At 41.9% G+C, this 23,495-nt stretch carries 16 protein-coding genes and 1 pseudogene; 12 read left to right on the forward strand and 5 right to left on the reverse strand.

Going from position 1 to position 23,495, the window contains the following annotated elements:
- Positions 1–85: 85 nt before the first annotated feature.
- The 7 genes from SYN7502_RS18105 to SYN7502_RS04380 all read left to right on the forward strand — a co-directional run bounded on the left by SYN7502_RS18105 (position 86) and on the right by SYN7502_RS04380 (position 8,746).
- Positions 86–1,636 carry a serine/threonine-protein kinase gene (locus SYN7502_RS18105; protein ID WP_015167668.1) on the forward strand — a complete coding sequence of 517 codons (1,551 nt, stop codon included), beginning with the start codon at positions 86–88 and terminating at the stop codon, positions 1,634–1,636.
- 104 nt (positions 1,637–1,740) lie between these two features.
- Positions 1,741–2,763, forward strand: a complete 1,023-nt coding sequence (locus SYN7502_RS04360; protein WP_015167669.1) for a hypothetical protein — start codon at positions 1,741–1,743, stop codon at positions 2,761–2,763.
- 115 nt (positions 2,764–2,878) lie between these two features.
- Positions 2,879–5,245, forward strand: a complete 2,367-nt coding sequence (locus tag SYN7502_RS04365) for a hypothetical protein (RefSeq protein WP_015167670.1) — start codon at positions 2,879–2,881, stop codon at positions 5,243–5,245.
- A 280-nt stretch (positions 5,246–5,525) separates the two neighbouring features.
- Positions 5,526–5,663: a hypothetical protein gene (locus tag SYN7502_RS19570; protein ID WP_015167671.1), complete on the forward strand. Its 138-nt coding sequence runs from the start codon at positions 5,526–5,528 to the stop codon at positions 5,661–5,663.
- Positions 5,664–5,779: 116 nt separating this feature from the next.
- A complete protein-coding gene (locus SYN7502_RS04370; RefSeq protein ID WP_015167672.1) occupies positions 5,780–6,520 on the forward strand; it encodes a tetratricopeptide repeat protein in 741 nt (246 codons plus the stop codon).
- A gap of 61 nt (positions 6,521–6,581) precedes the next feature.
- Positions 6,582–8,123: a mercuric reductase gene (locus SYN7502_RS04375; RefSeq protein WP_015167673.1), complete on the forward strand. Its 1,542-nt coding sequence runs from the start codon at positions 6,582–6,584 to the stop codon at positions 8,121–8,123.
- Between the two features lie 26 nt (positions 8,124–8,149).
- On the forward strand, positions 8,150–8,746 hold the full coding sequence (locus SYN7502_RS04380) for a DciA family protein (protein ID WP_015167674.1): 597 nt from the start codon (positions 8,150–8,152) through the stop codon (positions 8,744–8,746).
- An 18-nt stretch (positions 8,747–8,764) separates the two neighbouring features.
- Here SYN7502_RS04380 and SYN7502_RS04385 read toward each other — a convergent pair whose 3' ends face one another.
- Together SYN7502_RS04385 and SYN7502_RS04390 are read right to left on the reverse strand one after the other, a co-directional pair.
- Positions 8,765–9,874 carry a metallophosphoesterase family protein gene (locus SYN7502_RS04385; RefSeq protein ID WP_015167675.1) on the reverse strand — a complete coding sequence of 370 codons (1,110 nt, stop codon included), beginning with the start codon at positions 9,872–9,874 and terminating at the stop codon, positions 8,765–8,767.
- 28 nt (positions 9,875–9,902) lie between these two features.
- Entirely contained in the window at positions 9,903–10,400 is a 498-nt protein-coding gene (locus SYN7502_RS04390; RefSeq protein WP_015167676.1) for an HNH endonuclease, read from the reverse strand.
- Positions 10,401–10,589: 189 nt separating this feature from the next.
- On the opposite strand from SYN7502_RS04390, the pseudogene SYN7502_RS21310 reads away from it, so the two are divergent.
- From SYN7502_RS21310 to SYN7502_RS04405, 5 genes and pseudogenes are all read left to right on the forward strand, one after another.
- Positions 10,590–10,835, forward strand: a pseudogene (locus tag SYN7502_RS21310) (adenylyl-sulfate kinase).
- A 49-nt stretch (positions 10,836–10,884) separates the two neighbouring features.
- Positions 10,885–11,121, forward strand: a complete 237-nt coding sequence (locus SYN7502_RS21315; RefSeq protein WP_371257823.1) for an adenylyl-sulfate kinase — start codon at positions 10,885–10,887, stop codon at positions 11,119–11,121.
- Between the two features lie 327 nt (positions 11,122–11,448).
- Positions 11,449–11,625 (forward strand): hypothetical protein, encoded by a 177-nt coding sequence (locus SYN7502_RS20095; protein ID WP_015167677.1) that lies wholly within the window; start codon positions 11,449–11,451, stop codon positions 11,623–11,625.
- A gap of 143 nt (positions 11,626–11,768) precedes the next feature.
- Positions 11,769–19,109, forward strand: coding sequence for a beta strand repeat-containing protein (locus SYN7502_RS04400; protein WP_015167678.1), 7,341 nt, complete (start codon positions 11,769–11,771; stop codon positions 19,107–19,109).
- A gap of 286 nt (positions 19,110–19,395) precedes the next feature.
- On the forward strand, positions 19,396–20,118 hold the full coding sequence (locus SYN7502_RS04405) for a peptidylprolyl isomerase (RefSeq protein WP_015167679.1): 723 nt from the start codon (positions 19,396–19,398) through the stop codon (positions 20,116–20,118).
- Positions 20,119–20,180: 62 nt separating this feature from the next.
- Here the strand turns inward: SYN7502_RS04405 and SYN7502_RS04410 are convergent, their stop codons facing one another.
- The 3 genes from SYN7502_RS04410 to SYN7502_RS04420 all read right to left on the reverse strand — a co-directional run bounded on the left by SYN7502_RS04410 (position 20,181) and on the right by SYN7502_RS04420 (position 23,386).
- Positions 20,181–21,284, reverse strand: a complete 1,104-nt coding sequence (locus SYN7502_RS04410; RefSeq protein WP_015167680.1) for an amino acid ABC transporter substrate-binding protein — start codon at positions 21,282–21,284, stop codon at positions 20,181–20,183.
- Positions 21,235–22,002 carry a serine O-acetyltransferase gene (gene cysE / locus SYN7502_RS04415; RefSeq protein WP_015167681.1) on the reverse strand — a complete coding sequence of 256 codons (768 nt, stop codon included), beginning with the start codon at positions 22,000–22,002 and terminating at the stop codon, positions 21,235–21,237. Before cysE ends, SYN7502_RS04410 begins: the two co-directional genes overlap by 50 nt.
- A 232-nt stretch (positions 22,003–22,234) precedes the next feature.
- A complete protein-coding gene (locus tag SYN7502_RS04420) occupies positions 22,235–23,386 on the reverse strand; it encodes a pyridoxal-phosphate-dependent aminotransferase family protein (RefSeq protein ID WP_041429234.1) in 1,152 nt (383 codons plus the stop codon).
- Positions 23,387–23,495 lie beyond the last annotated feature (109 nt).

Genomic DNA, 23,495 nt, shown 5'->3' on the forward strand with positions numbered 1-23,495 from the left:
ATTTAAGCAATAAAACCACTACAAGAACAGTGAATAGTCTGTGCAATTGGTATATTGTTATCCAAGCAGAATTACGGCAACAATCATGACAGCAAAAGTATTGGATGGTCGTTATAAATTGATTAAAGCCCTTGGTTCGGGTGGTTTTGGGCGGACATATATTGCCAGAGACATGAGAAGACCGGGTACGCCTACCTGTGTGGTTAAGCATCTTCAGCCTGCTAGTAATGACCCCGATTTTGTGCGTGAAGCTCGAAGACTATTTAACAGTGAGGCAGAGACCTTAGAGAAATTGGGTAAGCATGATCAAATTCCGCAGCTATTGGCATACTTTGAAGAGGAAGAGCAGTTTTACTTAGTTCAAGAATATATTGAAGGGCGATCGCTCCAAGAAGAAATTATTAACAAGGGTAATGGCACGGAAAAAAAACTCACAGAACATGAAGTAATCGCAATTTTACGGGATGTCCTCAATATTTTAGATTTTGTGCATAGTGAAGGCGTAATTCACCGCGACCTTAAACCCGATAATATCATCCGCCGTGCTAAGGACAGTAAACTCGTATTAATAGACTTTGGTGCGGTCAAAGCGATCCAAGATGTGAGCACGCAACTTGATACTAATAGCAGTAGTAATGGCGAATCCAGATTTACCGTCACCATCGGTACCCCCGGCTATATGCCCAGCGAACAATCCATGGGCAGACCTAACTTTACGAGCGACATCTATGCTTTGGGGATGATTGCCATCCATGCTTTAACGGGTTTAGACCCCATGGAAATTCCCTCAGACCCACTAACAGGGGAATTAATTTGGCGAGAACGGGCTAAGGTGACAAATTTAAGCGGGACTTTGTGCGAAGAGATCAAGATTAGTAATGGGTTAGCGATCGTACTTACACGGATGGTACGCTATCAGTCGGCACAAAGGTATCAGTCAGCGAAGGAGGTATTGCAAGCTTTATCAGCTTTTGTCATTAGTAATGAGCCTCAAACCCAAAAAATTTTAGTGGGAACTGCAAATCCATCAACAAGGGTGGTAAAAACGGAAAGACGCTCGGCGGAAACTTCTTTAGGCTTACTAATTGGTGGTCTGTTTGTCGTGGGAGCATCTACAATCCTCTACCTACATAGCTTAAGTAAGCCAGACAAGCCCATTATTGTTAGTCCAGTACCGACGATCGCTCCCAATAATACTGCTAATACTCCCACCCCAGTTTCTACCCCTGAACTCAATCCCGTTGCGCCAGCTACATTTAGTCAAAGCTTGGATGTACAAGTGGGTCAGCAGTTAAATCAAGAGGGAAGCCTTAAACCAAATCAAGTTTTAAATTATATTTTTGCGGGGCAGGAAGGGCAGAAATTAACAACCAGTATCTCCGGAGAGGGGTTAACTATTACAGTTCTAGCTCCTAATGGCGCACCAGTAAATGCTGGTTCCGTTGGTGTTACAAACTGGGACGGTACCCTAATTTATACAGGTAACTATCAAATTCAAGTAAAGCTCAATCCTAATACCCCTGTGGTTAAAGCCCCTGATCCTAATGAGGGTGTTAAGTATAATTTGTCAGTATATATAGCCCAAGATATTCCCCGTGTAATTGATCTGCCTCCATCTGCGCCCCCATCAAATTAGCCTATGCTCTAAATTTAAATAATTTTAATAGGGGTTTGGGGCAAAGCCTTCAGACTCACTTCTATCCATACTTTTTAAATTTAATTGCGTAAGTCCTATTAAAAATGCCTTCATCACTTTTACCCCACCTCCAGAAATATCTACGCAGTTCTCCCCAAACTCCATCTCGACAGGTTATGCGATCGCCTAGCTATGATGAACAGGCAGGATTTGATGCGGTAGAGTCTAAGTTTTCCGAAGCGACATTACTTGAAGCTCCTATGCAGGCGTTTGATATTCCTAGTTGTACCGTATCCGAGAATGGCTTTACGCACTTTATGGATGGGATTCAGCGTAGTTATCTCCTTTATTATCAAAACTATGTCCCAGTTTATTACGGTTATACGGCTGCCGTAGTCAGACAAAGACAAAAAGCTCTCCTCTCTAAATGGCAACACCAAGTCCGTGAAGCTCTGTATCTACCATTTGTGGAATTTGATTCTGAAGAACTAAATCGTCTGCGATCGCAGCAACTACCCCTAGTTGACACTCTCAAATTACTAAATTCTCCCAAAGTCACATCAGGAGAAGAAGCCAGTGAATCCCAATTGCAGGTCATGCAGGAATGCCAAAATGCCCGTAATGCCATTACCCTCACACGGGAACGCCTAGAAGCAGAACTGGCAGAAACATGGATTCAATCCCAGACTATGGGCTGGTTGGTGATGGATGGTTCGATTACAATTTCGCCCGAATCCTCTCAACATCCTAGAATTGTTGGGCTAATTAAAAGTCATAATACGCAATATTTTCGCTTTCCCGATCAGCAGGTAATCCTGAATCTCCGCCAAGGACAAAGAAGCTCAGCATTTATTCCCCGTGGTCGCCATCCTGTGTGCAGTTGGTATCTAAGGCTTAGGGATAATACTAATCAGGATTTATATTTTGGGTTAATTCGGGTTGAAGCAGCATTGCAGTCTTCTATGGAATTGCAAAAACAGGAATGCGATCGCCTCAGTGCTTGGATCATGACCGAACGCCGACCTCTATCCCTACCCGATTCACGCTGGGACAAGATGATTTATCCAATTCGTGACTGTGAACAATTTTTGCGGAGCCAAGAACCATCTAAAGCTTCCTTTGCCTGATCTATCTCCGTAGCCCACAGAATTACCAACAGGCAGTTACATTCGGCTATATTAATGATGCTTTCATGAGTTTTATATCCAAACAAGTATTTAGTAAGAAGAGTCGGCACATAAATTGAACAAGCTATCTAATCGATCCATCTATCTCTATTTAGGCTTAGGCATAACTGCGATCGCTGGGGCTGTAGTAGTTGCCCTATTACCCTCTAAACCCAAATTACCCAATCCCACCGATGCCCTGCGCCAAGCTGACCAACTTAGTACGGAGCAACTCACCCAATTAGAAATAGATGATCAAACTCGCGATCGATTACGCACTGATCCCCAATGGCAGGCGATCGCCAATGACATCAGGCAGGACTTAATTATCCTCAAGTGGGGCAATGGCAAACTTACAAATCCTGTGTGGCAGCGTTATGGGGCGAAAGCATACCCTCTATTGGCATACTATGCCCGCAGTCGAGATCAAACCCGCCAAACCTATGGTATTGCTGGAATTCGTAGCTTGGGCAAACCTTATACAACTATTTGGCTAGAACAGCAGCTTAAACGACATACTTCTATTTCAGATTTTTCTTTACTCACTGAAAATGTTAACTACTTACTAAGTCAAGAAGGGACTTCACTGAGCTATGAGTCTAAGCAATGGGAAGCAGAATTTAACCTCAATGATCCGACTACCCGCGATCGCCTGATTAAACTAGCACAGCAAAACCTAGAACCCAAAAACTCACCCAATTACTACAGTCAATTTAATCTGGAATTTTTGGTGAGATTGCTAGGCTATGAACAAGTCTATGGTAAATATTCAGAACCACCAACTCCCTCGGTACCGAAATGGCTAGAGTTAGAAGCGATTTCTCAACCAACCAGCCAGCAAATTCAAGATGCCGTTATCTACTTTCATGGTCTTACCAAAGCCGAAAAGTCCTATATTTTCCTAGAACGCTTGGGGATACAAAAAGCTGGGGAAGCGACTAAATTTACCCAAGACTTTCTACTGGCACTAGCACAGGATACAAATAGCAGTCCCCTTGAAAAAATTTGGGCAATTTTAGAACTAGATCGTCATGACAACAAAGCAGGGAGTGACGCACTTCAGCCCATTATTAACGGTGATTTTCAGCAACTCTATCCACTGACTCAGCTTGTTAGCTATGAAAGCTATGATCCCCTTGGTGCCTATGGCTACTATCTATTGCTGGGCATTACCACAAAATATCCCCAGTCCAAATTTAGCACTGGCTGTCGTGAATATGGTGACTTAACAGGCAAGTCCTATTTTGGTGGAGAAGCTCGTCCCCAGCTAATTTTAGATCGGATTGCCCGACGCTCAAGCACAGAACAGATTAAGTTGTGGCAGGAATGGTTAGTTAAATACACCAATCATCCTGGTGCCGATGATGCCGCCTATTTCCTTGCTCGCAGTTATCAAGCCGCTAATCTTGAACCAGAGGCAGTAAAGGTTTGGGCAAAAATGATGATTACACCAACGGGGGATAGTGATGCGGCTTATTTAGCATTTCCCCATGTGCGTACCCAATTAGATATAGGTTTATCCGCAGAGGAATTACAAAGTTTAAGTCAAGCTCCAGAAATCAAGCCCCTTGCTCCTCTATTTACCTACGCTCTAGCTGTCCGATTTGGGCGATCGCAAAATTATACAAAAGCCTTAGAACTTACTAGCAACCTAGATATTGAGCAAATTCCAACTGCCTATCTTTCTACCTACTACAACTCCAGAATATGGTACGAAGAACAAAAAGTTACAGAAGTCCAAAGTCAAATCCAAAAATTTCTAACTGAACAACGACTACGCTGGCAAAAGCTAGAAGCATTACAAAAATCTAATACCCCTGAATCTTCATATCAAATTGCCTCCAATTGGGCAGATGTGGGTGGATGGAAAAATGGTTACTTTCCCCTTTGGTCCGGGAGCCGTACCTATACATTACCGAGCTTAACTAAGGATAACTGCCAAGTTTGGTTTACCTGCCCATCGGGAAAGATACCTAAGGCGATCGTCACTAATTATTTAGCCAGCACTCAAAATGCCGTAGCTTTATCTCTCTATCGGCAGATATTAAGCGATCCTCAAACTCCAGTACTGGAAAAAACTCTATATATGGAGGCGGAAACTCTATTAGAGCAATGGGAAAATCATGACCTTATTGAAACCCTAAGTCTGCATGGTTTAGTTAATCCCACATCTCCTTTAACTAGCTTTGCTTTGGATAACTATGAGCAGTACGAATATGCAGAGAAACAAATGCTCACTGACTATCAAAACCGCCTCAACCAAATTACGGCACAACTCCAGCAACAATTTCCTAACAGTAATTATATTGATGACTTACTATTCTCTAGCTACTTTTTAAGCAAAGACCGCAACTATTTACGCCAAATCATTGAAAAATATCCCAAGAGCGATCGCTATGCCGAAGCAAAGTTTTTATTGGCACAACCACCTCACTCTAGTTAATTACAGCCTATCCTACGACCAAGGCATACATCCCCCTACACTCGAAAAGGAGTAAGAACAAAGGCAAAATATTTAGGAAATGTTGGATCATGTCTAAAGATTCAGGTTTCAGTAACATCATAAAGTGTTTCAGCACAGACCAGAACATCTCAATCGGATTAAAATCAGGAGAATGTAATATTTACATCCAATTTGCTTGTAAGTAAGTTTTTAGATCGCAATCCTATTCACTTAGTTATGCGATCGCAATATTCCATAACAGAGTAAATTTGCACCAACTATGGCTCAACTTTCTCAAGACTTGCATCACTTTTTTATTGAATCACCACCCTCTGCGCAGATTACCCTAGCTGAAGTTTTAGCATTAGCAGGTGAGCGCACCTTTGATTTCTGTATGTTTTATACTTTGAAATGTTAAAGTAAATCTCAAATTGGAAGGTAAAGATTAGGGCTAGGGCTATGAAAAAAACGATGAACCTCATAGGGACTAGTTATACTTTATGCCTTATCTTATCAATGTGCGCCTTCCAGCCAATGTACGCTGGACAACTAATCCAAAAGGATTCTGAACAATTAGTCCAGAGAGACTTAGATCCTACTGATGCTCAAGCCTTTTCTGATCGGGGTACGGTCAAGGCTCGGTCAGGCGATTATCAAGGAGCGATCGCTGACTATGACAAAGCTATCAGTATTAATCCTGATTTTGCTGTAGCCTTTTACAATCGAGGTCTCGCCAAGTATTATTTAGGCAATTATCAAGGAGCAATAGCTGACTATGACAAAGCTACCAGTATCAATCCTGATTATGCCAGTGCCATTTTTAATCGGGGTACTGCCAAGGATAATTTAGGTGATTATCAAGGAGCAATAGCTGACTATGACAAAGCTATCGGTATTAATCCTGATTATGCCAATGCCTTTTACAATCGGGGTATCGCTAAGGATAATTTAGGCGATTATCAAGGAGCTATAGCTGACTATGACAAAGTTATCAGTATTAATCCTAATTATGCCAATGCCTTTTACAATCGAGGTCTCGCCAAGTATTATTTAGGCAATTATCAAGGAGCAGTAGCTGACTATGACAAAGCTATCAGTATTAATCCTAATTATGCCCATGTCTTTTTCAATCGAAGTATTGCCAAGCTTAAGTCTGGTGATAAAAATGGAGCAATTAAAGATATAACAATATCTGTGGAATTATTTAGGAAACAGGGCAACAAAAAAGGTGAAACTATAGCATTAGCCTTTTTGAGAAAGTTGCAAAATCGATAAGAAGTCAAGTTTTTTACGATTGGCTCAAACTTGGGCTTAAAAATCTCTTGAGGTAAATAATATGCCCAATAGCCCCGAATCCCTAATCCAGCCCCTCGATCGCTATAATCAAGCTCTACTTAATCATGTTCATCCTTTAGATTGGCAAAATCCCGATCCTGCAAAATGCTATGACTTGGTAGTGATCGGAGCAGGGACGGCAGGACTAGTGGTAGCAGCAGGAGCAGCAGGCTTGGGCTTAGGCTTAAAAATAGCACTGATTGAGAAACACCTCATGGGGGGAGATTGTCTAAATGTGGGCTGTGTGCCATCTAAAGCCTTAATTAGAGTGGGTCGGGCTGTGGCGGAAATACAGGCGGCTCATTCCTTTGGTATTGATCTTCCTGAAGCGATCGCCGTTAATTTTGATCAAGTCATGGAACGGATGCGCCGACTGCGAGCCAGTATTAGCGAAAATGACTCCGTGCAAAGATTTCAGCAACTAGGAATAGATGTGTTTTTAGGATCGGCTCAGTTCATTAATACAAAAGCCCTAGAAGTTAATGGTTTACGCTTAAACTTCAAGAAAGCGGTAATTGCCACGGGTGCAAGAGCCACCGATCCGCAGGTATCGGGATTATTAGAAGCTGGATTTCTCACCAATGAGAGCGTTTTTTCTTTAACCACAAGACCTAAGCGGTTAGCAGTAATTGGGGGCGGAGCAATTGGTTGTGAACTGGCGCAAACATTTCAAAGATTAGGCTCTGAGGTCACACTAATTCATCGAAATCCACGGCTACTAAATCGAGAAGATGCAGATGCGGCGGCAATTATCCAAGAACGGTTAGCCCAAGAGGGAGTAACTTTAATTTTGGGAGCAAATCTTGAAAGAGTGGAGAAAAAAGGAAAGAATAAGGCTATCTTTTATCAGCAAAATGGAGTAAATGTCAGTTTAGAAGTCGATGAGATTTTAGTTGGGGTGGGGCGATCGCCAAACGTAGAAGGCTTAAACTTAGAAACAGCAGACGTGGCATACAATCAGCGTCAAGGTGTAATTGTTAATGATTACTTACAAACGACAAACCCTGCTATTTATGCGGCGGGGGATATTTGTATGAACTGGAAATTTACCCATGCTGCCGATGCTGCTGCCAGAATCGTACTTAAAAATCTGCTATTTTCTCCCTTTGGACTTGGACGGAGTAAACTCAGCAATTTAGTTATGCCCTGGGTTACGTTTACCGATCCAGAAGTTGCCCATGTGGGTTTATATGCTGCTGAAGCTCACGCTCTCGGTTTAGATACAAATGAGATTAAAATTCCCTGCTCAGCGATCGATCGGGCAATCCTAGATGATCAAACAGCAGGCTTTGTTAAAATCCTCTATCAACAGGGCAGCGATCGCATCCTCGGCGCAACCATTGTTGCCAGTCATGCTGGGGAAATGCTCAGTGAAATCACCTTGGCGATCGCTACTAAACAAGGATTAAATCGGTTATCTGGAATCATCCATGCCTACCCAACCCAAGCCGAAGGCATAAAAAAAGCTGCCGATGCCTACCGTAAAACCCTATTAACAGATCGGACTCGTTCTTTCTTGAAATTCTTAACTTGGTTCAGCTAGATGTGAGGAATTAATAAAAAAGTTCTATGTCTTTAACTAGCCTATCTCCTATTATCGCTACAATTCAGGCACAGCCTAGTTGGCAGGATCGCCGTAGGTTTTTACAAATTATTAGCCATTGGCACACCGTAGTAGGAGCCTCAGTTGCCCAGCAAACCCGACCCACAGGTATTTATCGTAATGTTTTGCAAGTTGCAGTCGCAAATTCAGCATGGTCACAGGCATTGGCATTTGAACGATTACGAATTCTCAGTAAATTACAGCCTTTATTACTAAACGGGATGGAGCCAATCGTTGATATACATTTTTCGACTGCTAAATGGAATGCAATTAAACAACCTATTAAAGAGTCTCTAAATTCATCCCAAGAACCTAAAAAGCCGATACCTGAGTTACTGATCCAACATCCAAGCTATATTTCCCCAAAGCGATTAGAAGCCTCACAGGTTAAGCAATTACCCCTTCCCCCCAGTAATGCCCTTGAAGCTTTTCACAGACTAACAGCTATTGTTAAAACCCAAAATGCCACTATGCCCAAATGTCCAAGATGTAAATGCTCTACCCCTCAAGGAGAGTTAAAACGATGGCAAATGTGTAGTACCTGTGTTCGTCAAGAATTTTAATTCAGCCGATGAAAAAGTTTAACTTTGTAGATAGGATAATCCTTTAGTTACAAAGTTCTGGCGATCTAATCCCGATGGCAAAGATCGATCCTGTAAAAATGCCTTAGCTCGTTCTGAAATACCCCCAGACTTAGGCATTAAATCCTTGGATTCTAATAAACCTACTTGGGGCGATCGCAGATCAAGTAAATAATGCACAGCCAGAGATTGAAATGAGCGTAATTGTCGATAGTCCAGTTGAGTTTGAACAGATTTAGGTAAATTAATTACCCGTTGCCGCACCAATTTATCGGTAATATCAACTTGCTTAACATGATCAGAAATTAGGCGATCGAGGCTGGGGGCATCATAATTAGCCGCATCAATAATCGGAAAATCTATGGTTGAACGGGGACTTTTTAAAGGGTGAAACTTAGCCTTATGGGTTTCTAGATCAAATTCAATAAAACCTTTATCTTCCTCTGCTTCTTTCCAAATATCATTGCTAGTGCGCTCGATCGCCCCTGCATAATAGGCATTGCGCCCCAAATGGGTGTAGCTGTGATAATGTCCACAGGCAACATAGTCCCAAGGCATTTGTAAGACTTTTTCAGGAATATCATAACCACCGTAATCATTAATGCGATCGCTATCCACAGTGCCATGCAACATCAATAGGTTATAGGTAACCTCAGCATCTGGAGCAATTTGAACTTGATCTAAGCGTTCCAAAGCATTATGGGGCAAACAAAATACCTTGACTTTACCACCACATACCTCCACTGCTTCAGGCTTAGAAGTTACAACCGTAATATCAGGAATTAAACTTAATAGGTCTAAAATACAGCGATTATCTGCGGTCTTAATAGATTCATGGTTGCCAGCGATTACTACAATTTCCGCACCACATAAACTCCGAAATCGTACTAATTCCCGTTGAGTTTGACAGATTGCCAAGTTAGTAGGGCGAGGCACATGAAAAATATCTCCTGCCATCAAAACTAAATCAGGTTTTAAGGCGATGGTTTTTTCCAAAGCTTCCCTAAATGCCGCAAATACATCTGCCTCCCGTCGATTAATACCTTGACTAGTGACACGATTGTATGCACGAAACCCTAAATGTAAATCTGCTAAATGGACTACCCGCATTCAATTACTAATTCAATTACTATAAGCTTTACAAACCAATTAAATATTTCTTCCATTCTTGATGCCCACCACTGCGTAAATACTTTGTTACCTCAAAATAAAGCCCACTGTGGGGACGGCGGGGATTCTTACGGAGGGGCATATTTGCTTCTTTAGGAGTTTGGTTACCTTTTTTGACATTACACCGTACACAGGCAGTAACCATATTTTCCCAAGTATCGCCACCTTTACGAGATTTAGGAATAACATGATCAAGAGTTAAATCTTCGCCTGTATAGCCGCAGTATTGACAAGAATGTCCATCTCTATGTAGGATGTTTCTCCTAGTGAGTGGTACATCTTTATAAGGTAAATTCACATAGTGATAAAGTCGAATAACTGTAGGCAGTGGAAAATTTGGAGCAAGCATTTTACCATTATGCTCAACTTGCTCGGCTTTCCCTTTGAGTAATAAAACAACAGCACGTTGCCAGTTTGTGATGTTTAACGGCTCATAGGATGCATTGAGGACTAGGACTTTAGCCATAGCTCATTATGATCTGTTTAGTTTTTTAAAAACTCTTTCAGAGATGCTAACACACTGGGGCTAATCCCACAATTTTTTTACCTTTTTATCTGCAATTTCAAATTCAAAAAGCTAGGAAGAGTTAGACAACTCAGAAAAGTCTCCATTGTATTATGTAATTTTAAGGTGGATAAATTGAATCATTCAGGAATGCTCTTATGGTTTACAGGCTTAAGTGGAGCAGGAAAAACTACGATCGCTCTTGGAGTCACTGAAAAACTAAAAGCCCAAGATTATAAAGTTGAACTACTAGATGGGGATGTTGTCAGAACTCATCTATACTAAGGGTTTGGGTTTTACTAAAGAAGACCGAGATACTATAATATTCGCAGAATTGCTTTTGTCGCAAATTTACTCAGTCGGAATGGCGTAATTACCATCGTCGCAGTTATTTAGTCCCTATCGAGAACTGCGTGATGAAATTCGCAGAACTACCACAAATTTTATTGAAGTGTATGTAAATGCAACCTTAGAATCATGCGAAGCCCGTGATGTTAAGGGGCTATATGCGAGGGCAAGGGCAGGGGAGATACCTAATTTCACTGGAATTAGCGATCCCTATGAAGCACCAATCGCACCAGAAATTATTTGTTATACCGATGTAGAGACCGTAGAGCAAAGTATTGATAAGGTAGTTAGTTACGTTCTTAAAGATTCTGATATGGAAATTCTGGATAAATAGTAACCTCGACTAATTCCCCAACTCCCAAGCTTTAGACCTTAGATCATGTAAGGAGGTTTAAGGTTATAAATGATTAGTTAAGAATTTTTATAGACTTTTACTAGATTCACAAAAGTCATATTGAGCCTTTCTGTGAGCCAAGAAAAATTATTTGACTTGAAGATCGATAATCAAGTATAAGTGAACAAGGTTTTACATGCTATAAGCAATATATAACGCAAAATACGCAAAACATACAAAGTTCATAGCCAAAAGCAAACAAATCAGATGGTTAATGCTCCAGCCAAGTTAAAAGTTAATACATCTCGCATTCTTAAATTTTAAAAAATGACAAATCATGATTCTGTTTTGCCCAACCCCAACACGCCGCCAACAACCAAGAGTGGGGAAGATGTAGCTGTCCAAGCCGTATTTCCCAATGTGCGCCAACTTATGATGATCACATTACTTAAAATGCTGGCGGCGGGTGTGCTACCAGATATATATAACTGTGGAAATACTTGAGCCTACTCGTAATGGCATTAAGCAAATTAAATTACCGAGGCAATCCGAAGAAAAATTCAGGAATTATATCTCCGTATCTTAAATAAATCCAACTAATAAATATTATGTCTAACGAACTAATAATATCAAATCTAACGCCAAGCATGGCAGGGCTATCTGATTCTCTAGACAACACATTTGCCTCAGTCCAAAATATATTACAAGGCTTTGCTCAAGAGAGAGATCGCTTTTACAGCATTTTTGGTCAAGCCTTTGGCAGTGATTTTAATATAACCCTTGCCGAAACCATTCGTAGCCAATGGGCAAGTGGCGACTTTAGCCAAATTCCGACTATTCAAATACTTGACAGTGGCATGAATGGGGCTTTGGGAGCCTATGCAGCTAGCACCAATACGATTTATCTATCGGAAGGTTTTTTAGCACTAGCCACTCCAGAACAATTAACGGCGGTGATTCTCGAAGAGATCGGGCATTATGTTGATGCTCAGGTTAACACAACGGATACCCCAGGAGACGAGGGGGAATATTTTTCCCGATTAGTATTGGGGCAAAGTCTATCAGTCGCAGAATTAACGCGAATTAAAACGGAAGATGATACTGCGATCATTTCCGTCAATGGAGTATCAATACAAGTTGAACAAGCAAGTCAGAGCATTGGGACGAAACTGTCCTGGAATGGATCTAGTTCAATTGGTTACTTTGGTGAAGGCGCAACTCCTACCTTTGGGCAGACTTTCACTGTTCCTTCAGTCTCAAATCCAACCCTAAATAATTTTACAATTTATATAAATGACTTTTTAAACTCAGATGTCATTGATTTCGGCTTTTATGTTATGGCGTGGGATGGCTCCAAGGCAACTGGTCCAATTTTATATCAAAGTGGTGTGCGTTCAACCACAGGCTTTGCAGGGATGGAAGCACTTGTCTTTGACACTAATCGGCTTAGTCTAAACCCTGGACAGCAATATATTGCTTTTGTAAATGCATCTAATTTTTTTGATGGGCAGACAGGGTATGGGGATGTGGGTTTCCTCGGCGACTATTACGGTGGAGGTAGTTTTTGGTATCAAGGAGGAAATTTTAGTTCTTTAACCTCATCACCATGGGGAAATTATGGAGGAGACTTAGCATTTCAAGCCGAATTCTCTTCTAATACTGCCTCACCAACACTAGCATCAATTAGCCCTGGCACTCTCACCGACACTGCAACCTACAATACCTTTAGTAACATCACAGGCACCCTGTCTGGCAATGATGTTGATACAGATACAACCCTAACCTACGGTATCAGTGGCGGTACGGGTGGCGTTACCCTTGTTCAAAATTTAGTGGTTGATTCCCAAAAAAATGTGGCATCAGTAGGACAGCCTCGTGTGTTTTCTGCCCCTTTAACTGCAGGTGTGCAATATAAAGTTGTAGTTTCAGGAACTTGGAGACCCGATTACTCTAGGCCTAACTGGGAAGCTGATGCTCGTTATGTAAGCAATAACGCATGGTCATCTGCTCAAGATTTTGACCCGAATGGTTATGGCGATCTGGGTTTATATTCTTCTGCTCTAGGTAATAGTGATGATATTTGGGGAGCATACAACAGTAGTCATATCTATTCGACTTTAGTGACAGGAACAGGATCTGCTATAGATTTCTTCGTCCAAGATGTTAACTATGGGGATAATTTGGGAGTCTATCAGGTTGCTATCTATCAAATCCAAACTGTTACAAAAGCTGGCACCTACGGTAATCTCACCCTTAATCCTCTGAATGGGCAATATACCTACACTCCTAATAACTCTGCAATTAATGCCCTGATTAGTAATGCAACGGACGACTTCACTCTCACAGTTAGTGATGGTCGCTCTAGTGCCAGCCGACCCTTCACCGTTAACATCACAGGAGCTAACGATATTGCCAGTATTAGTGGTATATCAACTGCCAATCTTACAGAAGATGCTAATGATCCAACTCTCACAGCATCGAGTAATCTCAGCGTTAGTGATGTGGATTCTGGACAAAACAAATTCAACACCACCGTCTCTTCTTCAGGAAATCTAGGTACTCTGACAATTACGGACACAGGAACCTGGAACTATAGCGTCGCCAATAGTGCGGTTCAGTATTTAGGTGCTACACAGACTAAAACAGAGACTTTTACTGTGCAGTCCTTCGATGGCACCGCCAGCCAGAATGTTACCATTACTATCAATGGCGTGAATGATACACCAACCGATTTAGTCCTCAACACTAGTAGTATTAATGAAAATGTTGCAGCCAATTCGATTGTGGGCAGCTTTACCAGTACCGATCCCGATAGTAGCAACACCTTCAGCTATTCTTTAGTAACTGGCACAGGCAGCACCGATAATGCATCCTTTAGCATCGTCAATGGCAACCAGTTAAGCATCAATACTTCACCAGACTACGAAACCAAGAGTAGCTATAGCGTTCGAGTTCGCACCACCGATCAAGGCGGATTGACTTATGAGAAAGCCCTAACTATTGGGGTCAACAATCTTAATGAAGCTCCCACTGACCTAAGTTTAAGTGCCACTACCATCAACGAAAATGTTGCTACTAACATCGTTGTTGGCAACTTCAGCAGCACTGACCCCGACACAGGTAATACATTTACATACAGCCTAGTTTCTGGCACAGGCAGCACCGATAATGCCTCCTTCAGCATCATCAACGGCAACCAGTTAAGCATCAATGCTTCACCCGACTACGAAACCAAGAGTAGCTACAGCGTCCGCATTCGCACCACCGATCAAGGCGGATTGAGCTATGAAAAAGCGCTGACCATCAATGTCAATAATCTCAACGAAGCCCCGACTATCACTTCAGGCGCAAGTATAAATTTCGCTGAAAATGGTACGGGCACAGTTTATACCGTCACAGGAACCGACCCCGACGCTGGAAACACCCTTAGCTACAGTATCAGTGGAACCGATTCGGCTCTGTTCAATGTTAACAGCAGCACAGGAGCCGTCACCTTCAAAACCGCACCTAACTTTGAAGCTCCAACCGATAATGGCGCAAACAATGTCTACGACATCAACGTCATTGCCAGCGATGGTTCCCTCAGCGATACCAAAGCCGTAGCGATTAGCGTCACCAACGTCAACGAAGCCCCCACAGCCGCTGCCTTAACCAATACCTTAACCACACTGGCAGAGAACAGTGCAATCAATACAGGCATCAAAGTTGCCGATATTTCCATCACTGATGATGCTTTAGGAACTGAAACCCTATCCTTAACAGGAACCGATGCATCTAGCTTTGAGATTAGGGGCACCCAACTCTTCTACATTGGAGCCAGTCCTAACTTTGAAGTCAAATCTAGCTATACCGTCAACGTAATAGTAGATGACACCACCGTCGGCAGCACTCCAGACTTCACCCTACCATTTACTCTAAATATCACCGATGTTAATGAAGCCCCTACCGCCGCAGCCTTAACCAATACCTCACCCACATTAGCAGAAAATAGTGTAATTAGTACTGGTATTAAAGTCGCAGATATTTCCATCACTGACGATGCTCTAGGAACAAACTCACTATCTTTAACTGGAGACGATGCATCTAGCTTTGAGATTAGAGGTACTGAACTCTTCTACATCGGAGCCAGTCCCAACTTTGAAGTGAAATCTAGCTATACCGTTAACGTAGTAGTCGATGACACCACTGTTGGCAGCACCCCAGACTTCAACTTACCTTTTACTCTAAATATTACCGATGTTAATGAAGCTCCCACAGCCGCAGCCTTAACCAATACCTCACCCACATTGGCAGAGAACAGTGCAATCAATACAGGCATCAAAGTCGCAGATATTTCTATCAATGACGATGCTCTAGGAACTGAAACCCTATCCTTAACAGGAACCGATGCATCTAGCTTTGAGATTAGGGGCACCCAACTCTTCTACATTGGAGCCAGTCCCAACTTTGAAGTCAAACCTAGCTATAGCGTCAACGTAGTAATTGATGACACCACCGTCGGCAGCACCCCAGACTTCACCCTACCATTCACTCTAAATATTACCGATGTCAACGAAGCTCCCACAGCCGCAGCATTAACCAATACCTTAACCACATTGGCAGAGAACAGTGCAATCAATACAGGCATCAAAGTCGCAGATATTTCTACCAATGACGATGCTCTAGGAACTGAAACCCTATCCTTAACAGGAACCGATGCATCTAGCTTTGAGATTAGAGGTACTGAACTCTTCTACATCGGAGCCAGTCCCAACTTTGAAGTCAAACCTAGCTATAGCGTCAACGTAGTAATTGATGACACCACCGTCGGCAGCACCCCAGACTTCACCCTACCATTCACTCTAAATATTACCGATGTTAATGAAGCCCCAAGCGTTACCAGTGGCACAACATCAAACTTCGCTGAAAACGGAACAGGAACCGTCTACACCGTCACAGGAACCGATCCAGATGCAGGAACTACCCTGACCTATAGCATCGATGGAACCGACTCGGCACTGTTTGACATCAATAGCAGCACAGGCGCAGTTACCTTCAAAACTTCACCCAACTTTGAAGCACCCTTAGACATCGGCGCAAATAACATCTATAACATCATCGTAATTGCTAGCGATACTGGCTCTCTTTTCGATACTAAAGCTGTAGCGATTAGCGTAACTGACATCAACGAAGCTCCGACAGCCGTAGAATTAATCAATAACTTAACACTAACACTTGCAGGGAATAGTGCAATAAATACAGGCATCAAAGTTGCCGATATTTCTATCACCGATGATGCCCTAGGAACAAACCTCTTATCCTTAACAGGAACTGATGCATCTAGCTTTGAAATTAGAGGCACTGAACTCTTCTATATCGGAACAACCGTTAAATCTAGCTATACCATCAACGTAGTAGTTGATGATACAACCGTAGGCAACACTCCAGACTTAACTTTAGTACTTAGCGGTATAGTTGGTGGGGCTGGCAATGATATTCTAACAGGTACTTCTGGCAACGATATTATTGATGGTGGTTTAGGTACAGACACAGTAAAAGAATCTGCCGATGTCAACTTTATATTGACTAATACCAGCTTAACTGGGCTAGGGACAGACACATTAATTAGTATCGAATCTGCAAATTTAACAGGGGGTATTGGCAACAATATACTTAATGCCTCTACGTTTACCCTAGGCTCTGTAACCCTAAATGGTGGAACAGGAGATGATACATTAATCGGTGGAAATAGTACTGATACTTTAACAGGGGGACTCGACAATGACTCCCTTAACGGTGGAGATGGTACAGACACAGTAAAAGAATCTGGCGATGTCAATTTCACCCTAACCAATACCACATTAACTGGACTAGGCTCTGACACCTTATTCAGTATTGAATCTGCAAATTTAACAGGTGGCATTGGCGACAATACGCTTGATGCTTCTGCCTTTACCCTAGGTTCTGTAACCCTAAATGGTGGTGCAGGAAATGATACTCTTACTGGCGGAACAGGAAACAATACATTAATCGGTGGTAGTGGAATAGATACAGTAAAAGAATCTGGCAATGTCAATTTCACCCTAACCAACACCTCCTTAACTGGACTAGGGACAGATACGTTAAATACTATTGAATCTGCAAATTTAACAGGTGGAATTGGCGACAATACACTTGATGCCTCTGCCTTTACCCTAGGTTCTGTATTTCTAGATGGCGGATCGGGAGATGATGTTCTTACTGGTGGAACAAAAAACGATACATTAATCGGTGGGAATGGTGACGATACTCTAACAGGAGGACTTGGGAACGATGTCCTCAACGGAGGCAATAATACAGATACCGTCAAAGAATCTGGAAATGTCAATTTCACTTTAACCAATACCAGCTTAACTGGGCTGGGGACAGACACATTAATTAGTATCGAATCTGCAAATTTAACAGGTGGAATTGGTAACAATACCTTAAACGCTTCTACCTTTATAGGAGCAGTCATTCTTGATGGCGGTGGAGGAAATGATATTCTTACTGGTGGAACAGGAGACGATACATTAATCGGTGGAATAGGAAATGATACTTTAACAGGGGGACTCGGCAATGACTCCCTTAACGGTGGAGATGGAACAGACACAGTAAAAGAATCTGGCGATGTCAATTTCACCCTAACCAATACCACATTAACTGGACTAGGCTCTGACACTTTAATCAGTATTGAATCTGCAAATTTAACAGGTGGCATTAGCGACAATACGCTTGATGCTTCTGCCTTTACATTAGGTTCTGTAATCCTAAATGGTGGTGCAGGAAATGATACTCTTACTGGCGGAACAGGAAACGATACATTAATCGGTGGTAGCGGGATAGACACAGTAAAAGAATCTGGAAATGTCAATTTCACCCTAACCAACACCACATTAACTGGACTAGGGACAGATACGTTAAATACTATTGAATCTGCAAATTTAACAGGTGGAATTGGCGACAATACACTTGATGCCTCTGCCTTTACCCTAGGTTCTGTATTTCTGGATGGCGGATCGGGAGATGATGTTCTTATTGGTGGAACAAAAAATGATACATTAATCGGTGGTTATGGTGACGATACTCTCACAGGAGGGCTTGGCAATGACTCCCTTGATGGCGGTAGTGGAATAGATACAGTAAAAGAATCTGGAAATGTTAATTTCACCCTAACCAATACCAGCTTAACTGGACTAGGAACAGATACGTTAAATACTATTGAATCTGCAAACTTAACAAGTGGAATTGGTAATAATACGCTGAATGCCTCTGCCTTTACCCTAGGTTCTGTGACCCTAAATGGCGGTGCAGGAAATGATACTCTTACTGGCGGAACAGGAGACGATATATTAATCGGTGGAGATGGTACAGACACAGTAAAAGAATCTGGCAATGTCAATTTCACCCTAACCAACACCACATTAACTGGACTAGGGACAGATACGTTAAATACTATTGAATCTGCAAATTTAACAGGTGGAATTGGCGATAATACGCTTGATGCTTCTGCTTTTACCTTAGGTTCTGTAATCCTAAATGGTGGTGCAGGAAATGATACTCTTACTGGCGGATTCCTAAATGATTCTTTGTTCGGTGGGGATGGCAACGATATTCTCAATGGAGTAGGTAGTAACAATGGAGTAGGTTCTATTGATACCCTTACAGGAAATGCAGGAAATGCAGGAAATGATACTTTTATTCTTGGTTCAAGTACGCTCGCTTTCTATAACGATGGAAATGACAATAATGCGGGATTAGGAGATTATGCTTTGATCAAAGATTTCAGTTCTACTTTGGATAAAATTCAACTATATGGTGCTGCTAATCTTTATGTTTTGGGTACTTCGCCAATAGGTGGGGTGTCTGGTACAGCTATCTATTTAGATACAAATAGTAATGGAGCTTTTAGCTCTACAGATGAATTAATTGCTATTGTTCAAGGCTCGGGTAAACTGAGTCTAGGTTCTAGCTATTTTAGTTATGTTTAGATTAGCGAAAAATTAGCTGCATTAGGAATTACACATGAGTTATATATTGGCAAAGGCACAGTTTTTTATGGGTTTGTGTTAGCAGCCCCACACCCCAGCATAAAACGTATTTCGATCAGAGTGACTGTGAGCATTAGCAATGTTTCATTGCAGTGGTTATAGAGTTATATTTTACAAACTTACTCCTTCCCCAGTCAAAGATTGGGGTCTGGAGTTGCATTCCCACAAAGGGGTTTATGCCCTTCAGCCTATTTCATTAGCTGTATTCTTATAGTAGGAAGGGAGTATGCCAGCATTAGAAGTTGACGGTCAAAAGTTTCAAGCAGATCAAATAGTCGAGAAAATTCTAGACTATGGGATGATACGCCAACTGATTAAAGAAATACTTCTAGATCGCTGCACAGCAGATATACAGCTAACAGCCGAAGAGCAAAATCTGGCGCAGGAGCAAGTCCGAAAACAATTGGGAATTGATAAATTAGAAGTATGGTTAAAGCAACAGGGTATGACTCAAGCTCAATTAGATAAAAGGGCAGAGCGATCGCTTAAGTTAACAAAATTCAAACAGGCAAAATGGAGTGCAAAAGTTAATTCAGCTTTTCTAGAAAGTAAATCCAAGCTAGATCAAGTAATCTATTCGCTCATTCGGACTAAAGACTTTTGTACTGCTCAAGAGCTATATTTTCGGATTAATGAAGGAGAGCAAAGTTTTGATCAGTTAGCAAGGGAATATTCCCAAGGCTCAGAAGCTCAAACTGGAGGATTGGTTGGACCTTGTGAATTTAGAGTGATTCATCCGACTCTACAAAAAATTCTTCTATCCAGTGACCTTGGGCAAGTGCAGTTTCCCACAGTGATTGATGAGTGGATAGTGATCGTAAGATTAGAAAAAATAATACCCGCCACCCTAGATACTAATACCCAGCAAAGAATAATTGATGAAAAGTTTAGCCAATGGCTAGAAGAAAGCCTAAATCAGCAAATGATAACTCTTATCATTAGACCATAAAGGATAAAGACCAAAAGCCTTGGTAAATGGACATACTACATATATCTGACGCACTACCGCATTTATCTAAAAGGTGGAGCATACATTAGTCCGCCGTTTGTCCACAGTTTATTTAAGCCGCGATCAATATTTAATTTGGTGGTACTCCCAAGATTGCGCTCATAGATCTCTCCGTAGTTACCTACAGCTTTTACTTCCCTTGCCACAAAATCATTGGTTAACCCCATATTTTTGCCCAGATCACTACCTTTGCCTGATTGATCAGGAATGCCTAAAAATCTGACAATCTCAGGATTTATTGAGCTTTGTTGATTAATATTCTTAGACGTAATTCCTAGTTCTTCGGCAGCAATTAGTCCATATACAATCCAACGCACCGCATTAGACCAACGGGAATCTCCATCTTTAACTGCAGGTGCTAGAGGTTCCTTAGATAAAACTACATCTAGTAAAACATGATCATTAGAGTTTGGTAATAAGGTACGGCGCGCACTTAGAGCAGAGCGATCGGCAGTAATGGCAACACAACGTCCTGCTTGATAGGCATTAAAGGTAGCATTGACATCATCAAAGGTAATGGGTTTATAGGGAATATTGCGTTTTGCCATTTGGTCAGTTAGATTTGCTTCGTGGGTGGTACCAATTTGCATACAAATAGAAGCATTCTTTAAATCGGCTAGGGACTTGATATTGCTATTTTTTTTAACCATGATTCCCTGCCCATCATAAAATACCACGGGGGCAAACTCTAAGCCTGTATCCGTATCACGACTGGCGGTAAGGGTTGTATTCCGACTTAAAATATCAATTTCCCCAGTTTGCAGGGCTGTAAATCTTTCTTTGGCACTAAGGTTACGGTATTCAACTGCTTCGGGATTATTAAATAGTGCTGCGGCGATCGCTCGACAAATATCCACATCTAAGCCTGAGTATTTACCTTGGGGATTGACAAAACTAAACCCCGGGACTTCACCACTCACACCACAAATTAAGCTGCCCCGACTTAAAACAATATCTAATCTACTTGGAGGCTTACTCTGGTCTGAATTGCTTAGAGAGCTGCAAGCAACAAGATTAACGGCAACTAGACCTGTAATTATTCCTAGGAGGGGATGTTTAAATTCCCGCCCCTTCCATAAATTCATCATTTTCAGGTTTTGTGCCATTACGACTAAAATTTTTAGGTCTCACATCCTTAAGCAATTCACAATCAATTACAAAAGTATTAGTTAATTTCTGTTGTTGACTTGCTAATTTTTGACTTTCTAGGTGCTGCTTTTCCAATTGCTCCACCCGCTTTAGTAAGCCTCTAATCACGTCACCCTCTGGATCGGGAATATGGGAGTGATCTAGGGGAGCGACAATTTCTCCATGCCGATGCACCACCCGCCCCGGAATTCCTACTACGGTGCAATCACTGGGTACGCTTTTTAAGACCACTGAACCCGCACCAATACGGGAATTATCACCGATTTCTATATTTCCTAGTACCTTAGCACCTGCCCCTATGACGACATTATCACCAAGGGTAGGATGACGTTTACCGATTTCTTTACCTGTACCGCCAAGGGTAACTCCCTGGTAAATAAGGGCATTATCACCAATAATTGCGGTTTCACCAATCACCACTCCCATACCGTGATCGATAAATGTGCCTTTACCAATGACCGCCCCAGGATGAATTTCAATACCAGTTAACCACCGTGCCAGTTGGGAAACCAAGCGGGGAATTACGGGCAATCTGAGATTATGAAGCGCATGGGCAAACCTATATAACCATAGTGCATGCAAGCCCGGATAGCAGAGTAACACTTCTAGCCAATTTCGAGCAGCAGGGTCTCTAGCAAAAATTACTTCAAAATCAGTGCGGAGGGTGTTGAACACTTTCTATATCTCTAAAAATTTAGGTGAAACATTTAAGTGAAAGACCGAGGTAAGAAAATTCTTTAGCTTAAGAATTGTAAAAATGCTTACTATGATCATATCAGGTATGAGTGCAAGCTGATTTTTGCCATACAAGTAGATAGTTTTTACGGTTAGATTAAATATTTCTACATTAAAGGCAGAAAGAAGCCAAGATAGACAGGGCGCAAGTTCACACCCCGCCAAATTAAACCTATTTACTGTTAAGAGCGGAGATCGCTGCCCCAATTCCCGCCCCAGAGGTAAAGCCTGTATGCCCTAAAATTTGCAGAGTTCCTTCTAAAGCACTAATTGCCGTGAGAATATCCCGATCGCTAACAAAACCTAAGTGACCGATGCGAAATACTGAACCATTGAGATGATCCTGACCACCTGCCATGACAATATCAAAATGCTTTTTAATTGTGGAACGGATTTTTTCAGCATCAGGTGTGGCGATCGCTGTAATAGAGGGACTTGCGTAATTATCGGCACCAGCATATAAGCTCAAACCTAGTGCCTTAGCCGCCGCACGGGTAGCATTACGATGGCGTAAATGACGGGCAAAAATATTTTCTAATCCTTCCGCCTCCATGATCTTTAATGCTGCTTGCAGAGCCACAACCATATTCACGGAAGTTGTAAAAGGGGTGCTATTTTTCTTAGCATCTTTGCGAGCTTTGCCTAGGTCTAGGTAATATTTAGGCAAATCAGAGGCTTTATAGGCTTCCCATGCCTTATCACTCACCGCCACAAATCCTAATCCCGGTGGAATCATATAACCTTTTTGGGAACCAGAGGCAACCACATCCAAACCCCAAGCATCGATGGGAACATTGATCGCTCCTAGGCTGGTAACGGCATCGACTATGATTAATGCCTTGCCATGATTTTTAACATGACGATTAATGGTTTCCAAATCATTGAGAACACCCGTTGAGGTTTCACTATGGGTAATAATTACCGCCTTAATCGATTTTTCGGTATCGGCTTCTAAAATGACTCGAAATGCCTCTGGATCGAGGGGCTGTCCCCATTCTGCCTTGACTCGTTCGGTCTTAATCCCGAAGGCATCACAAACTTCACCCCAACGTTCGCCAAATTTGCCATTTTCGCCGACCAGAACGCGATCGCCCTTGGACAAGAAATTAATAATTCCTGCTTCCATTGCCCCTGTGCCACTGGCGGTCAAAATCAACACATCATTTTCCGTTTGATGGAGCCACTTCAGCTTTGCTGTGACATCTGCCATGATTTTGGTGAAATCGCCGCTACGATGACCGATAGGAGACTTAGCCAGAGCCAACAGTACTCTTTCGGGTACAGGCGTAGGACCTGGAATCATCAACATTAACTTGTCTTCCATGAATTTCGGGTTATAACTTTTTTATTTATTCAGATAATGTATTTTAAATCGCTTACGCTCAAGTTGAATGAGTAATCAAAATTTCTTACTAAACTACGGGACTAAATTA

Origin of the sequence: Synechococcus sp. PCC 7502, assembly GCF_000317085.1 — a bacterium.
Taxonomy (GTDB): domain Bacteria; phylum Cyanobacteriota; class Cyanobacteriia; order Pseudanabaenales; family Pseudanabaenaceae; genus PCC-7502.